A 14452-nucleotide genomic window follows, 5' to 3' on the forward strand; every position below is an offset into this window, starting at 1 on the left:
CTAAATTTACGACCTAGTCCTATCGCCCAGCCAATGCCTCGGCGGGATGGATACGACTCGCCTTCCAAGCGGGGTATAAAGTCGCCAATAGGCTCATCACCAGGGCCAGAGACACCACCAGCGCCACATCCAAAAGATGTAGCTGTGAGGGTAAGAAGTCGATGAAATAGACATCGGCCGATAAGAGCTGCACGCCAAACAGCTGCTCGATACCGCTGGCGATAGCACTGAGATTCAGCGCAAGGGTGATCCCCAGTCCCGCACCAATCAAGCAACCCAACAGGCCATTTAGCGCGCCCTGCACCACGAAAATCCCCATGATGGTGGCCTTGGCCATCCCCATGGTCAGCAAGATGGCGATCTCCGACTGCTTGTCACGTACCGCCATCACTAATGTCGAGACGATATTAAAACAGGCCACGGCGATCACCAGCGCCAGCACCAGATACATCACGGCGCGTACCAGCTGAATGTCCTGATAGAGATGGCCTTGGGTACGAGTCCAATCGGAAAGGTACATATATTGCGACTGGCTATAGCCCAAGGTGCGGATCAGCTGCGGCGCGGCAAAGACATCATCCACCTTGATGCGGATCCCACTCACGCCATCCCCCAGCCCCAACAGCTCGGCGCCATAATCCAGCGAGATGTAGGCTGTAGTCAGATCCAGCTCGCCGCCAAGCTCGAAAATTCCCGCCACCTTAAACTGATGACTCTTGGCCGAACCAAGGCCGCGTCCCGCAGACTGACTGGCAAGGTTTGGCGTGTAGAGGCTCAGAGTGTTACCCAGCGACAGCCCCAGCGCATTGGCCAGCCCCTTACCCAGGACGATACTGTTCTCTTTGCTGGCCAGTGCCTGCCAAGCCGTATCCGGCATGAAATCATCTATGTTTGAAACTTTTGCTTCTAATTCCGGCGTGATGCCGATAACCGTTAGCCCCTGAAAACCGCCGGGCTTCTGGATCAGGCCCTGAATACGCACAAATGGCGCGCTGGCGATAATACCGGGGATCTTCTTGGCGTCCTCGGCAATCTGCGGCCAGTCATGCAAAGGCTCATTTACCCCGGTCAGCTCACCATGGGGCACTACGCCCAGCAGGCGCTGCTCAAGCTCCTTCTCGAAGCCGTTCATGGCCGACAGCACAGTGATCAACACGGCGACCCCCAGGGCGATGCCTGCGGTAGAGGCAAAGGAGATGAAGCTGATGAAACGATTGGACTGACGCGCCATGTAGAAGCGCCAGCCTACCCAGAAGGCGAGTCTCTCTCTCATGCCATCTCCCAGGCGCTTAACTGCCCATCTTGCATCTTCAGCTGCCTGTCCATGCGCGCGGCAAGCTTAGGATCATGGGTGACCACCACAAAGGCCGTGCCCAGCTGGCTACCCAGCTCTCGGATAAGCTCATAGACGCTATCGCCGCTGGCAGCATCCAGGTTGCCCGTTGGCTCATCGGCCAATACCAACTTAGGACGATTGATCAGCGCCCTGGCTATCGCGGTGCGTTGGCGCTCGCCACCTGACATCTCCGCCGGGGTATGATGTAGTCGGTGGCTAAGACCCACACGACTAAGTAGCTCTTTAGCCTCCAGCTCGACTTCCTGACGCGGGCGCTTTTGAATGAGCCCTGGCATGGCCACATTCTCAAGGGCGGTAAACTCGGGCAACAGATGATGGAACTGATAGATAAATCCCAGCTCCTGGTTGCGGATCGCCGCCTGACGCGAGGGGGAAAGCTGGTAGAGATCTTCCCCGTTAAACATCACCTGACCACTGCTGGGTTTATCCAGCGTGCCCATGATGTGCAGCAAGGTACTCTTACCCGAGCCAGAACTGCCAATAATAGCCACCTGCTCACCCTTGGCGATACTGAGATTAACGCCGCTCAGCACCTGAGTATCTATGCTCCCCTCGTGGTAGCGTTTACTGACGTTACTGACTTGAAGTAACAAAGAGTTATCCTGTTGGGTCATAGATTATTCATACCTTAAAGCTGTGGCAGGTTGTACGCTAGCCGCCCGTAGTGCGGGATAAACGGTCGCTAAAAATGTGATAGCCAGGGTGCCAACGACGATCAGGGACAACTGTCCCCACTCGAGCTGTACCGGCAGGCGTTGACCCGCCCCGAGCACATGAATGCCAAGCATCGAGAAGAGTGTATTGATGTTTAATGTGGCCAGCACGCCGATAGCCAGGCCGCCCACCAAGCCTAAAACGGCATTGAGTGAGCCCTGGATCATGAAGATCCCCATGATGCTCCCCGTGGTCAGGCCTTGGGTCTTGAGCACGGCAACGTCTGTGGTCTTATCCACCACCATCATCACCAGCGCTGATACTATGTTAAAGGCGGCCACGGCGATGATAAGGCTGAGCATCAACGACATCATGTTCTTCTCCATCTTTACCGCAGAGAAGAGATGACCATAGTTTTCGCGCCAATCACTGGTGGTCACACTGTCACCGGCCGCCTCAAACGCGGCTTCAACCTTAGATGCCAACTTGCTCGCCTTGAAGGGATCGGCCAGATAGAGGCGCAGCGACTTGATCTCATTGGGGGACTTGCGCATCAGACGCAGTGCATCCTCGTGATGCACGTAAGCCAGGCTCGCATCCACCTGAGATCCCATCTCAAACACCCCGGCTACGATAAACTTACGCTGGCTCGGCACCGGCCCCAACGGCGAATAAACCACCCCATCGCCACTGAGTACACGTATCTTATCGCCGGGTTTCACATCCAGACGACGCGCCAACTCGGCGCCTATGATAATGCGGTATTTGCCCGCCTCGAGACTGTCGAGAGAGCCGTTGAAGTGACGGTTCAGACGGGCCAGATTGTCTTTTTCAAGCTCGGGATAGATACCATAAACCTGCACTGCGCTAATGTTGCTCGGCGCCTGTAACATGGCCTGGGTGGCCACGCTCGGACTCATAGCTAGGATCTGCTTACCATCGATTAAGGTATTGGCGACATCTTGCCAGTTACCAAGGTGTTGCTCGCTGTGCACCGTCAGCTGTGGCACTGCGCCAAGAATGCGCTGCTTGAGCTGTCCCTCCAGGCCATTCATCACAGAACTGACGATGATCAGGGCCGCCACCCCGAGCAAGATCCCCGACACGGCAAACAGGGTAATAAATGAGGCAAATGGATTGGCCTTACGTGCTCGCCAGTACCGATAACCTATGGTCCAAGATAACGCTAAATTCATGTTTGGCAGGGTCTCTTTACGTCAGAGCCTTGATAAATCATTAAGATGGGCACGATAATAGGGGGAATAGCACCTTAAAAACAAGAGGCAATCCGTTGAACAGCCAATCAAACTCCTATTTTAGCGTCGCGCATGGGTTCGCCGCTTACCTATCGCCCTGGCCTAAGGAGCAGCCGCTGCCCGACGACCATGAACTCAGAAGCATGCTGCCACTAGGCATGCAACTCATCAGCGAAGTCAAGGCGATGGAAGCCGACTGTCTACTCCAGCTCAGGCACCTTGATGATGAGGCCCGCACCGTGGTGGATTACCTCAAGCTACAGTCGCGCAAGATAGACCTGGTGCTGCAACATGTGCTCGAACAGCAGCCCCACGAGGGCGAGCGCTGCAACGGCCTGCATTTTGGCGGCAGTGGCATACATCTCCAAAGCCCCACAAAATTGGTGCCCGGGGAGCGCTATCGCATCACACTACATATCAGGGAGGCGCTTATCGCCATCCTCTGCATCGGTGAGTGCACCCGCTGTGACGATGAGGCCTCTGAAGGTGGTTTCAACTGCGAACTCAGCTTTATTCAAATTCTCGATGAGGATGTCGAGCAACTGGTCAAAGCCAGCCTGAATATTCAACAAAAACAATTACAACAACGCAAAAAACAGCAACAAGACCAGAGTTAGTTTTCACTGGCACTGACGGGGCTAAGTCTCTACAATGGCCGCATCATTGTCGATTGTTGGCCTTAGTCTGTTTTCATGAATGCTTTTTCCATCCTCACACCACCTAAAGTCAAAGGGGTTAAGTCGCCCCAAACCCTGAGCCAGTTAACCGGTGCCGCCCAGGCGATAAGCCTGGCTAAGCTGTGCGAGCAGTATAGCGGCATGACCTTAGTAGTGACGCCAGACACGCCAAGCGCGCTCAGGCTAGAGGCAGAGCTAGGCTACCTGATAGCGCCAAAATCGATCCCCGTGATGCTGTTCCCCGACCGGGAGACCTTGCCTTACGACAGCTTCTCGCCCCATCAGGATCTGGTATCTCAACGGCTTGAGACCCTATCGCGGATCCCAAGCGCCGGCCATAGCCTGGTGATCGTGCCCATGAGCACCCTGATGGTGAAGTTGCCGCCGCAATCATTCTTAACCGGCAACGTCTTGCTGCTCAGCAAGGGCGACAACTATCCCCTGGAAGCAGTGCGCAGCCAGCTGGTCAATACCGGCTATCATCACGTAGAGCAGGTGTATGAGCATGGCGAGTTTGCCGTGCGCGGTTCTATCATAGATCTCTTCCCCATGGGCGCCCAGAGCCCCTATCGCATCGAGCTGTTCGATGATGAGGTCGAGTCGATCCGCGAATTTGACCCGGAAACCCAACGCTCCAGCGGAGAGATCGAGTCGATTCGCCTGCTGCCGGCCAAGGAGTTCCCGACCAATGACGCCGCCATCGAAGGGTTTCGCCAACGTTACCGCCGCCAGTTTGAGGTAGTGGTCAAAGAGCCGGAGTCCATCTACCAGATGGTGAGCCGCAAGGTGATGCCCGCCGGGATCGAGAGCTACCTGCCCCTCTTCTTCGACGAGACAGCGAGCCTGTTCGACTATCTGCCCGGCGAGTGCCAGTTGGTGCAGGTGGGCGATCTTGAGAATGCTGCCAAACACCACCTGCAGGAGATAAACCAGCGCTATGAGAACCGCCGGGTCGATCCCCTGAGGCCACTGCTACCGCCAAAGGATCTCTACCTGCTGACCGAACAGGTCTTCGAGGCCTTTAAGCATCTGCCGCGCTTCCTGGTCAAGGGCGATGAGGCAACAGGCACCAGCGTTGCGGCGCAGATCGAGGCGCTGCCCAGTATCGCCGCTAACCATAAGTTGAAGCAGCCACTTATCAGCCTTAAAGAATTTGCCGATGGCGGCACGCCAATTTTATTCTGCGTTGAATCGGAAGGCCGCCGCGAGGCGCTGCTGGAACTGCTGGCCAAGATAGAGATTAAACCTGCGCTGCTGGACCATCTGGAGAGCTTCAGCCATAAGCCTCAGCCCTTTGGCTTAATCGTCGCGCCGCTATCTCAAGGCGCCATCTATCACCCCAAGAAGGGCCCTAGCTGGGCACTGGTGTGTGAAACCGAGCTGTTTGGCCAGCGCATCGCCCAGCAACGCCGTCGCGATAAACAGCGTCAGGTAAGCCAGGATGCGCTCATCAAGGATCTGGCCGAGCTCAAAGTCGGTCAACCTATAGTCCATCTGGATCACGGCGTCGCCCTCTACCAGGGACTGGAAACCCTGGACACTGGCGGCCTGGTCGCCGAGTACCTGAAACTGGAATACGCCGGTGGCGATAAACTCTATGTGCCCGTCGCCTCCCTCAACCTCATCAGCCAGTACAGTGTCGGCGCCGATGATGCACCGCAGCTCAACAAGCTGGGCAACGAGAGTTGGACCAAAGAAAAACGCAAGGCGATCGAGAAGATCCGCGACGTGGCCGCCGAACTCTTAGATGTCTACGCCCGCCGTCAGGCCCGCCCCGGTGAGGCCTGCCGATTAGATCGCGAAGAGTACGCTCAGTTTGCCGGCAGCTTCCCCTTCGAAGAGACGGTAGATCAGGAAACCGCCATCGATGCCGTGCTCACCGACATGTGTAGCCCCATATCGATGGATCGTCTGGTGTGTGGCGACGTCGGCTTCGGTAAGACTGAGGTGGCGATGCGCGCCGCCTTCGTTGCGGTCAACGACGGCAAACAGGTGGCCATCTTGGTACCTACCACGCTACTTGCTCAGCAGCACTATGAAAACTTCAAAGACAGGTTTGCCGACTGGCCCATCAAGATAGAGGTGATGTCACGCTTTAAGACCGCCAAGGAGCAACAGGCGGTGCTCAAGCAGCTGGAGCTTGGCCAGGTGGATATCGTTATCGGTACCCATAAACTGCTGCAGTCTGAGGCCAAGTTTGAAAACTTAGGCCTGCTTATCATCGACGAGGAGCACAGGTTCGGCGTGCGTCAGAAGGAGAAGATCAAGGCCCTGCGCGCCAATATTGATATTTTGACCCTGACGGCTACCCCTATCCCGCGTACCCTCAACATGGCGATGTCTGGCATGCGCGATCTCTCCATCATCGCCACGCCGCCAGCCAAGCGATTGGCGGTTAAGACCTTCGTGCGCGAATATGATGATGCCACGGTGCGCGAGGCACTGCTGCGTGAGATCTTAAGGGGCGGCCAGGTCTATTTTCTCCACAACAGTGTCGAGACCATAGAGAAGCGCGCCCGGGAGATAGAGGCGCTACTGCCCGAGGCGCGAGTTGTCACCGCCCATGGTCAAATGAGAGAACGCGACCTTGAAAAGGTGATGTCTGACTTCTATCACCAGAAATACAATGTGTTGGTGTGTACCACCATCATAGAGACGGGCATCGATGTGCCCAGCGCCAACACCATCATCATAGAGCGAGCCGATAACTTCGGCCTGGCGCAGCTGCACCAGCTCAGGGGGCGTGTGGGGCGCTCACATCATCAGGCCTACGCCTATCTGATGACGCCCCATCCAAAACGCATGACCAAGGATGCCATCAAGCGTCTGGAGGCCATTGGCGCGCTGGAAGATCTCGGCGCAGGCTTCATGCTGGCGACTCAAGATCTCGAGATCCGCGGCGCGGGTGAACTCCTGGGCGATGAGCAGAGCGGTCATATCTCCAAAATAGGCTTTACCCTCTACATGGAGATGCTGGAAGATGCGGTGAAGTCCCTCAAGGAGGGCAAGGAGCCTTCGCTGGATCAGATGCTCAGGGGACAGTGTGAGATTGACCTGCGGATCCCAGCGCTGCTGCCGGAAGATTATGTGGGCGATGTTAACATCCGCCTGTCGCTCTATAAGCGTATCGCCAACTGCGCCACCGCCCAGGCACTGGACGAATTAAAGGTCGAGCTGATCGATCGCTTCGGCCTCTTGCCTCAGGCCACCAAGAACCTGATGGAAGTCTCGCTGTTCAAACATCAGGCAACGGCGCTCGGCATCGCCAAGATAGAGATGCACCCCAAGGGCGGTAGCCTGGAATTTAATAACGATCACTGTGTAGATCCTGGCTTTATCATCGGACTATTACAGAGTCAGCCACAAAATTATCGTATGGACGGCCCAAGTAAGTTAAAATTCTTGATGCCGACAGAGACAGACAAGGATAGGTTAGCCCTGTTATCCCTGATCATCTCTCAACTCATGCAACATCGCCTTGGAGAACCGCGTGTTTAAAAAGAGTCTTTTATTGGTGACCACCCTTGCCTCACTATCCGGCGCCGTCTGGGCAGATAACGAGCGTTGGTTTGAGGTGGAAGTTTACCTGTTTGAGCGTCAGGGAGGTCAATTGGAAGAAACCTTGGCAAGCCCAGGCAATCGTCACACGCGTCAACCGATAGACATGATCTCGCCGCTGTTTGCCACGGATATTACCGGTGCCAGCCTCGGCCTCGAGGGCTGCAGCGCCCAGCAGTGGCTGGAAACGCCAGAAGATTGCGACAGACAGCTGCAACAGGCGCAGGTGACTCACCCCAGCCAGATCCCTAGCATCATAGGCGCGCCAACCCCGCAATATGCCACCTTAGGTGCCGGCACCGTCTTATTGGCCGATTCCCAGTCGCAGTTTGGGGAGATAATTACCACCTTAAAGCGCGAAGCCGGACACAAGAGCCTGCTGCATATGACCTGGCAACAATCTATGCTGCCCCGTCATCAGGCGAAACCCGTGCGTCTCTACGGCGGTGAAGATTTCTCAGATCGCTTCAATGAGGATGGCTACGCGGTGAACGCGGCGCCCCAAAGTGATACTAGCGGCATTCCGCAGTTTAACTTCGATCTGAATTTCGAGGAGAAGCAGGCGGCCCCTATCTGGGAACTGGATGGTACGCTCAACATCTATCTGAACCATTACCTCTATGTGGAAACGGCGCTAACCCTACACAGGGCTGGTAATAAAACGCAGCCACAACTTGAGGATGAGACGGTATTGAGCCAGGTGCCATATCTGTACAACATCTATATGACGCAGAATAAACGTGTGAAGAGTGACGAAATCCATTATTTCGATCACCCTAATATGGGGATGATCTTACAGATCAGAAAGATGGAACAGCCCGGCGAGCGCACCCTCGAGGTGAGCCAGCCAAACGTGGTCCCGCAGAATTAAGCTAAATAGCTATTTAGAAAACAGATAGCTAATAGACAGAAAAATCGAGGTAGATCTCATCTGCCTCGTCTTCCTCCACCAGCACATTATCCACTACAGCCTGAGGCGAACCCTGCTCACTCCAGGCGATGAAACGATCGACAGCTAAGCTGCCTCCCTGCAATAAAATCAGCACCCTGCCGTCTTCCAGGTTTTTGGCATACCCCGTCAGCCCCAATTCATTGGCTTTCAGCTGGCTGTATCGCCTGAAACACACGCCCTGAACCTTTCCCGATATTGTCAATAATACCCGCTTCATCTGCGCCTCGTTCTTCTTATCGATCTAACCCTTTGAAGATAACCTAAACTTGGGGGATGGGCAAAAAATAGACAAAAAAAACAGCTAACTAATAAAGTGGTTAGCTGCATCGGGCGACATACGCAAACTGGGAAAAGGTCTGTAAGACCATCATGTAGCAATATGTATCACTTTGTATCATAAAAGGGATAAGCTATGCTAGATTTGAATAACAAAAATTGTTAACCACTTACGCTCAGCTTCGACCTAAATTCAGGATATTCGACCACTTTTTATCGCTTACTCACCATAAGCCCCTGAAAAATGGCGATCAATACACTGCAGAAAAACGCCCTAATCGCCTCCTCTCGACCAGCGAGGCTTCTATCCAAAGCAGCAAGGCTTTTCGTTAACGTCGTTCCCGAGGCAAAGCCGTTCTTTTTTAGTACATATATAGGAGTCAGACGGCTTTATCAGACCACAGTATCGGGCCGCTTTGCCGTCACTAGTATCTGCACATCTAGCATCTGCACATAAAAAAAGGAGCCAGTTGGCTCCTTGATAGGTTCGAATCACCTTACTGCTGCTCTTTAAAGGCCTTTATCTCGGCGAGATGCGCGGCCAGCGAAGGAAACTTATGGCGCTGCTCCTCGTCCCAGACGATGGGATAGAAAGGCGCTAAGGTATTGGCCACCGCCTGGTTGTCATGCACCTCATCCTGGCGAGACAGGATACACATACCCCGGCCCTTGTGTTTCTCCCTAAACTGACTGACACACTTGCTGGCGATGTCGGCATACTCTTCCGGTCTGTCTATCTTGCCGAGCATATTGTCTTCCGGATGCAGATTAGGATTGATCATCACGGTCTTAAGGCCATTGAGAAAACCTATCCGCTCGGCCCAATAGCCGCCGAGGCCGACACCGATTGCCAGAGGCGCGGGATCGTCACTCTGGGTTAACTGACGACTCACCTCGTTAAGCAGATACTGCATATCGTACTTGGGGTGAAGCGTGCTGTAGCTGATCAGCCTTACGTCGGGGTCGACAAACTGCAGCTGGCGCATTTTTTCATGATTACCTGGACTGGTGGCGTCAAAACCGTGGAAATAGAGGATCATCCTGTTACCTGCTAACTGTATGTGAATATTAACTTTAGCTAACTCATCATAGGCTGTTGTTGCGCTACATCAAATTTAGCCCATACAGATCTGCTCTGCTATCCTTCTTGCCGCCAGATAACGAGATTCATCCTCCAGCGCCTTGGCAACTTGAGGTCTGTTGGCCAGCAGTTTACGCGCCGGCACCTGTGGACCTTGCTCAGGCCACTCAAACGAGATTAACAGCTCGCTGACGCCCTGACTGTCATTACACAGCAAGATCATGTCACAACCCGCCTTAATAGCGGCCCGGGCCCGCTCTGGGTAGCCACCTACCACGCCAGCCCCCTTCATGCCGAGATCGTCGGAGAAAATCACCCCATCAAACTTGAGCTCATCACGCAGCACCTGATTAAGCCAATAGGAGGAAAAACCCGCGGGATTGGGGTCGACCTTAGGATAGATCACGTGGGCCGGCATCACCCCTTGTAATCGCTTCGCCCCCATGAGATGCGCAAAGGGCACCATGTCCAGGGCGCGGATCTCAGCTTCGCTACGCTCATCCACCGGCTTGGCAATATGGGAGTCCGCCGCCACGCTGCCATGACCAGGGAAATGCTTACCCACGGCGGCCATGCCCGCATCCTGCATCCCTTGAATGAAGGCATCGGCCAGGGCTATCACCTCATCGGGCTTATCGCTAAAGGCGCGGGTGCCGATCACCTGACTGATGCCGTTCAGATCCAGCACAGGGGCAAAACTTAAGTCGATATCACAGGCCAGCAATTCAACGGCCATGAGAAAACCAAGCTCCCTCGCCCAGCCCTTGGCTAATTGAAGGTCTTGCTTGGCCGCTGGCAGTATGTCGCCCATGGCGGGAATCTTACTAAAGCCATCAATAAATCTTTGTACCCGCCCGCCTTCATGATCCACGGCGATAAGCAGATCGGGTCTAAGGGCACGCACCGAGGCCACCAAGGCGCAGAGCTGGTCACGATCTCGATAGTTGCGGGAAAACAATATCAGCCCGCCGACCATGGGATGCATCAACTGCACTTGCTCCTGTGCATTCATCTCGGTGGATAACAAATCCATCATTAAATAACTCACAACTCCCCCTAGAAAAACTGTTAAATCAGTTTTATCGACGCCGATGATTAACAAATACTTAGCAAGGTAAAATCGCCTAAGTTTTTGTATACAATTGATAAAACCACAAACCTTCGGGCAGCTTTCCTCAGCCCTCTGCGATTAGCAATAGTATGCCTAATGCGAAACTAATTCTTGAAAAAAACTAATGCGAAAGCTGCGACAAAAGTATGGGATACTTAATAATTGACAATCTTAATGTGCTCGCAAGGTTAGCACAACGGGGCGACATTAACGCCCCTTCAGGCATGAATAATTAAATTGGCCTAAAATCACTGAGATTGAATAACGAAAATAATGATTACAACAGGGTTTTATAATGATTAGCGTTTTTGACATGTTTAAAATTGGTATCGGGCCCTCAAGCTCCCATACCGTAGGCCCGATGAAAGCGGGTAATATCTTCATTCAAGATTTAGAAAAACATGGTCATCTAGCAGAAACAGATGAGCTGAGATCTGAGCTGTTTGGCTCACTCGGCCAAACCGGTAAGGGCCACGGCACGGGTAAGGCCGTGATCTTAGGCCTGATGGGCGAAGCCCCTGAAACCGTTGATACCGACAAGATCGATGCCACCCTGGCACAGGTGAACGACACGCAAACCTTAACCATGCCAAACAACAAGGTGGTTCGTTTCAGCCGTGAAGATGGCATTACCTACCACAGACGCAAGAGCCTGCCGGCCCATGCTAATGCCATGACCCTCTACGCCTATGCCAAGGGCAACTGCATCTACCAGCGCACCTATTACTCGGTCGGTGGCGGCTTCATCTTAGATGAAGATGAGATCCTGGCCCAGGATGCTTCGCCAGCCTCCCCTATCGAAGCCGCGCCCTATGACTTTAACAGCGCCGCCGAGCTGCTGGATATGTGTGTCGAGAACGGCCTGAGCATCTCTGCGCTGATGATGGAAAACGAACTCTCTATCGCCAGCGAGAAAGAGGTGAAAGAGCGCCTGTGGACTATATGGCAGACCATGAAGAGCTGCGTCGAGCGTGGCTATCAGAAGGAAGGCATACTCCCGGGCGGGTTGAAACTCAGACGCCGCGCCCCGGCGCTTTATCGTCGCCTCAAGGCCGAGAGCAAGACAGTGGTCGATCCGCTCACCGCCATGGACTGGGTCGATCTGTTTGCCCTGGCCGTGAACGAACAAAATGCCGCCGGCGATCGCGTGGTGACTGCGCCGACTAACGGCGCCGCCGGCATCATCCCAGCCGTACTCTGCTACTACGACACCTTCGTTCAAGAGGTGGATCTGGATATCTGCTGTCAGTACCTGCTGACCGCAGCCGCCATCGGCATTCTCTACAAGAAGAATGCCTCAATCTCAGGCGCCGAGGTGGGCTGTCAGGGTGAAGTCGGCGTGGCATGCTCTATGGCTGCCGCCGCGCTCACCGAGATCATGGGCGGCACAGTTGAACATGTGGAGAACGCCGCCGAGATCGGCATGGAGCACAACCTGGGACTGACCTGCGACCCAGTCGGCGGCCTGGTGCAGGTGCCCTGCATCGAGCGTAACGCCATGGGCGCGGTCAAGGCGATCAACGCCTCCCGCCTGGCGATGCGCGGCGACGGCAACCATAAGGTCTCTCTGGATAAGGTGATCAAGACCATGATGGATACCGGCAAGGATATGCGCAGCAAATACAAGGAAACCGCCAAGGGCGGCCTGGCGGTTAACATAGTCGAGTGTTAATCGGCAATGAGTAAAAATCCACCTACATAGCAGGTGGCTTTGCTTTTGAGGCATCCTATAAGGGTGCCTTTGGATGTTATGAAAGCTCAAGTTGTTGCTGACGTTCTGCATCTTCTTTAGCTTTTCTATCCTGATGCTTTACGTATCTTCTAATTATCTCTTCGTTGGCACCAACTGAATCTACAAAATATCCTCTCTGCCAGAAATGGTTACCCCATAACTTCTTCTTTCGTAAGTATGGAAATTTATTAAATAACCTTATCGCCGTACGACCTTTCAAAGTCCCCATTAGCTCTGAAACACTCAAGCTTGGAGGAGTTCTTACCACAAGATGTACGTGATCTACTTGAACATTCAATTCCACAACAGAACATTTCTTCATGCTACAAAACACATAAATACTTCGATAGAGCTCCTTGCCAACATTTCCTCTCAAAATCTTAAATCTATACTTCGGGGTCCACACAATGTGATACTGGCAACGATAGAAAACGTGAGAAGCGGATTCATATCTGCTCATGCTATTTACTCCTTTTATTTGCTGGTAACAAACAACTGTGAGTATCTAGCATGAGCACTCTACGGGCATAGCCCAGAAGGAACGATCACCACCTCCATAGGAGGTGGTTTCAGATTGCCAATGAAACATAAAAAAACTCGCCCCAGGGCGAGTTTTTTTATGGGCAAACATCAGCCTATTTTAAGCTAAGCTCAAACGCTCGCCTTAACGGATCGGCAGCTCCACATCCGCAAACAGGTTTTCAATCAGCTGAGGGTCTCTAAGGGCTACCGCCTTCTCGACAATATCTTTGGTCAGGTGCGGCGCAAAATGCTCAATAAACTCATACATATAATTGCGCAGGAAATTGCCCTTCCTAAAACCTATCTTAGTGGTGCTGTGGGCAAACAGATGGCTGGCATCTATGGCCACTAAATCTTTATCTATCACAGGGTCCACCGCCATTGAGGCGATCACCCCAACCCCTAGGCCCAATCTGACATAAGTCTTGAGCACATCGGCACTGGTCGCGGTAAACACCACCCTAGGGTCGATACCGGCGCGGTTGAAGGCCTTCTCAATTTCAGACTCCCTATCGAAACCAAACACATAGGTCACCAGCGGGAAACGACCTAAGTCTTCAATGCTGATCTGAGTCCGTGAAGCCAACGGATGATCTTTTGTCACCACAATGGAGCGATTCCAGTGGTAACAAGGCAGCATGATGAGGTCCGTATAAAGGTGCATCCCCTCGGTGGCGATGGCAAAATCTGCATCGCCTCTCGCCGCCAACTCGCTAATCTGCGAAGGCGTGCCCTGATGCATGTGTAGATTCACCTTAGGGTAGCGGTCGATAAAGGCACGGATGATCCCCGGCAAGGCATATCGTGCCTGGGTATCTGTAGTGGCAATATTCAGCTCACCCTGATCCGGCTTGGTATACTCCTCAGCAACCTTCTTGATGCTCTCGACCTTACCCAATATATCGTTGGCGATATTGATCACCTGCTGACCGGCTGGCGTCACATGAGTCAGATGCTTACCGCTACGGCCGAAGATCTGAATACCCAGTTCATCTTCGAGCATTCGTACCTGTTTACTGATCCCAGGCTGAGAGGTGTAGAGGTTCTCAGCGGTCGCCGACACGTTAAGGTTGTGATTTACCACTTCGGCAATGTATCTGAGTTGTTGCAGCTTCATCGTCTTTCCTTTGCAAAGGTCAGTGTCTCAAAGGGAGCCACGGCCTGAAATCGGTACCCTAACATAAGAGTTAGTATAAGAATTAGTTATAGTACAGGCGAAAAATTAAATCAAAGGGGAATATAGCATAGAGGTGAGATGAATCACACGACATAAAGA

Annotated in this window: 12 protein-coding genes; 4 read left to right on the forward strand and 8 right to left on the reverse strand. The window is 53.4% G+C overall.

The window, feature by feature from the left end; genetic code table 11:
• Positions 1–19: 19 nt before the first annotated feature.
• From lolE to K0H81_RS11685, 3 genes are read right to left on the reverse strand one after another with little or no spacing between them, the layout of a single operon-like run.
• On the reverse strand, positions 20–1273 hold the full coding sequence (gene lolE, locus K0H81_RS11675; protein ID WP_220058439.1) for a lipoprotein-releasing ABC transporter permease subunit LolE: 1254 nt from the start codon (positions 1271–1273) through the stop codon (positions 20–22).
• Positions 1270–1971, reverse strand: coding sequence for a lipoprotein-releasing ABC transporter ATP-binding protein LolD (gene lolD, locus K0H81_RS11680; protein WP_220058440.1), 702 nt, complete (start codon positions 1969–1971; stop codon positions 1270–1272). Before lolD ends, lolE begins: the two co-directional genes overlap by 4 nt.
• 3 nt (positions 1972–1974) lie before the next feature.
• Positions 1975–3207, reverse strand: a complete 1233-nt coding sequence (locus K0H81_RS11685) for a lipoprotein-releasing ABC transporter permease subunit (RefSeq protein ID WP_220058441.1) — start codon at positions 3205–3207, stop codon at positions 1975–1977.
• A gap of 95 nt (positions 3208–3302) precedes the next feature.
• On the opposite strand from K0H81_RS11685, the gene K0H81_RS11690 reads away from it, so the two are divergent.
• The 3 genes from K0H81_RS11690 to K0H81_RS11700 all read left to right on the forward strand — a co-directional run bounded on the left by K0H81_RS11690 (position 3303) and on the right by K0H81_RS11700 (position 8373).
• Positions 3303–3884 carry a hypothetical protein gene (locus K0H81_RS11690; RefSeq protein WP_220058442.1) on the forward strand — a complete coding sequence of 194 codons (582 nt, stop codon included), beginning with the start codon at positions 3303–3305 and terminating at the stop codon, positions 3882–3884.
• Between the two features lie 75 nt (positions 3885–3959).
• The gene (mfd, locus tag K0H81_RS11695) at positions 3960–7442 is read left to right on the forward strand and encodes a transcription-repair coupling factor (RefSeq protein WP_220058443.1); all 3483 of its coding nucleotides are present in this window, start codon (positions 3960–3962) and stop codon (positions 7440–7442) included.
• Positions 7435–8373 carry a peptidoglycan binding protein CsiV gene (locus K0H81_RS11700; protein ID WP_220058444.1) on the forward strand — a complete coding sequence of 313 codons (939 nt, stop codon included), beginning with the start codon at positions 7435–7437 and terminating at the stop codon, positions 8371–8373. Before mfd ends, K0H81_RS11700 begins: the two co-directional genes overlap by 8 nt.
• A gap of 28 nt (positions 8374–8401) precedes the next feature.
• Here the strand turns inward: K0H81_RS11700 and K0H81_RS11705 are convergent, their stop codons facing one another.
• The 3 genes from K0H81_RS11705 to nagZ form a co-directional block, all read right to left on the reverse strand.
• Positions 8402–8671, reverse strand: coding sequence for an acylphosphatase (locus tag K0H81_RS11705; RefSeq protein WP_144198777.1), 270 nt, complete (start codon positions 8669–8671; stop codon positions 8402–8404).
• 556 nt (positions 8672–9227) lie between these two features.
• Positions 9228–9770, reverse strand: coding sequence for an alpha/beta hydrolase YcfP (gene ycfP, locus K0H81_RS11710; RefSeq protein ID WP_220058445.1), 543 nt, complete (start codon positions 9768–9770; stop codon positions 9228–9230).
• Positions 9771–9845: 75 nt separating this feature from the next.
• The gene (gene nagZ / locus K0H81_RS11715; RefSeq protein ID WP_220058446.1) at positions 9846–10859 is read right to left on the reverse strand and encodes a beta-N-acetylhexosaminidase; all 1014 of its coding nucleotides are present in this window, start codon (positions 10857–10859) and stop codon (positions 9846–9848) included.
• A 358-nt stretch (positions 10860–11217) separates the two neighbouring features.
• On the opposite strand from nagZ, the gene K0H81_RS11720 reads away from it, so the two are divergent.
• Complete coding sequence (locus tag K0H81_RS11720) at positions 11218–12594, forward strand: L-serine ammonia-lyase (protein ID WP_220058447.1); 1377 nt, start codon at positions 11218–11220, stop codon at positions 12592–12594.
• Between the two features lie 76 nt (positions 12595–12670).
• On the opposite strand, the gene tnpA is transcribed toward K0H81_RS11720, so the two are convergent.
• Together tnpA and cysB are read right to left on the reverse strand one after the other, a co-directional pair.
• Positions 12671–13114, reverse strand: coding sequence for an IS200/IS605 family transposase (gene tnpA / locus K0H81_RS11725; protein ID WP_220058448.1), 444 nt, complete (start codon positions 13112–13114; stop codon positions 12671–12673).
• A gap of 204 nt (positions 13115–13318) precedes the next feature.
• On the reverse strand, positions 13319–14293 hold the full coding sequence (cysB, locus tag K0H81_RS11730; RefSeq protein ID WP_011865423.1) for an HTH-type transcriptional regulator CysB: 975 nt from the start codon (positions 14291–14293) through the stop codon (positions 13319–13321).
• Positions 14294–14452 lie beyond the last annotated feature (159 nt).

The organism is Shewanella halotolerans, assembly GCF_019457535.1.
Classification (GTDB): domain Bacteria; phylum Pseudomonadota; class Gammaproteobacteria; order Enterobacterales; family Shewanellaceae; genus Shewanella; species Shewanella halotolerans.

Excerpts from the sequence above, each read along its gene's own strand:
- tnpA (WP_220058448.1), bottom strand. The coding sequence starts at position 13,114 with ATGAGCAGATATGAATCCGCTTCTCACGTTTTCTATCGTTGCCAGTAT.
- K0H81_RS11720 (WP_220058447.1), top strand. The coding sequence starts at position 11,218 with ATGATTAGCGTTTTTGACATGTTTAAAATTGGTATCGGGCCCTCAAGC.
- cysB (WP_011865423.1), bottom strand. The coding sequence starts at position 14,293 with ATGAAGCTGCAACAACTCAGATACATTGCCGAAGTGGTAAATCACAAC.
- ycfP (WP_220058445.1), bottom strand. The coding sequence starts at position 9,770 with ATGATCCTCTATTTCCACGGTTTTGACGCCACCAGTCCAGGTAATCAT.
- K0H81_RS11685 (WP_220058441.1), bottom strand. The coding sequence starts at position 3,207 with ATGAATTTAGCGTTATCTTGGACCATAGGTTATCGGTACTGGCGAGCA.
- mfd (WP_220058443.1), top strand. The coding sequence starts at position 3,960 with ATGAATGCTTTTTCCATCCTCACACCACCTAAAGTCAAAGGGGTTAAG.
- lolD (WP_220058440.1), bottom strand. The coding sequence starts at position 1,971 with ATGACCCAACAGGATAACTCTTTGTTACTTCAAGTCAGTAACGTCAGT.
- K0H81_RS11705 (WP_144198777.1), bottom strand. The coding sequence starts at position 8,671 with ATGAAGCGGGTATTATTGACAATATCGGGAAAGGTTCAGGGCGTGTGT.
- lolE (WP_220058439.1), bottom strand. The coding sequence starts at position 1,273 with ATGAGAGAGAGACTCGCCTTCTGGGTAGGCTGGCGCTTCTACATGGCG.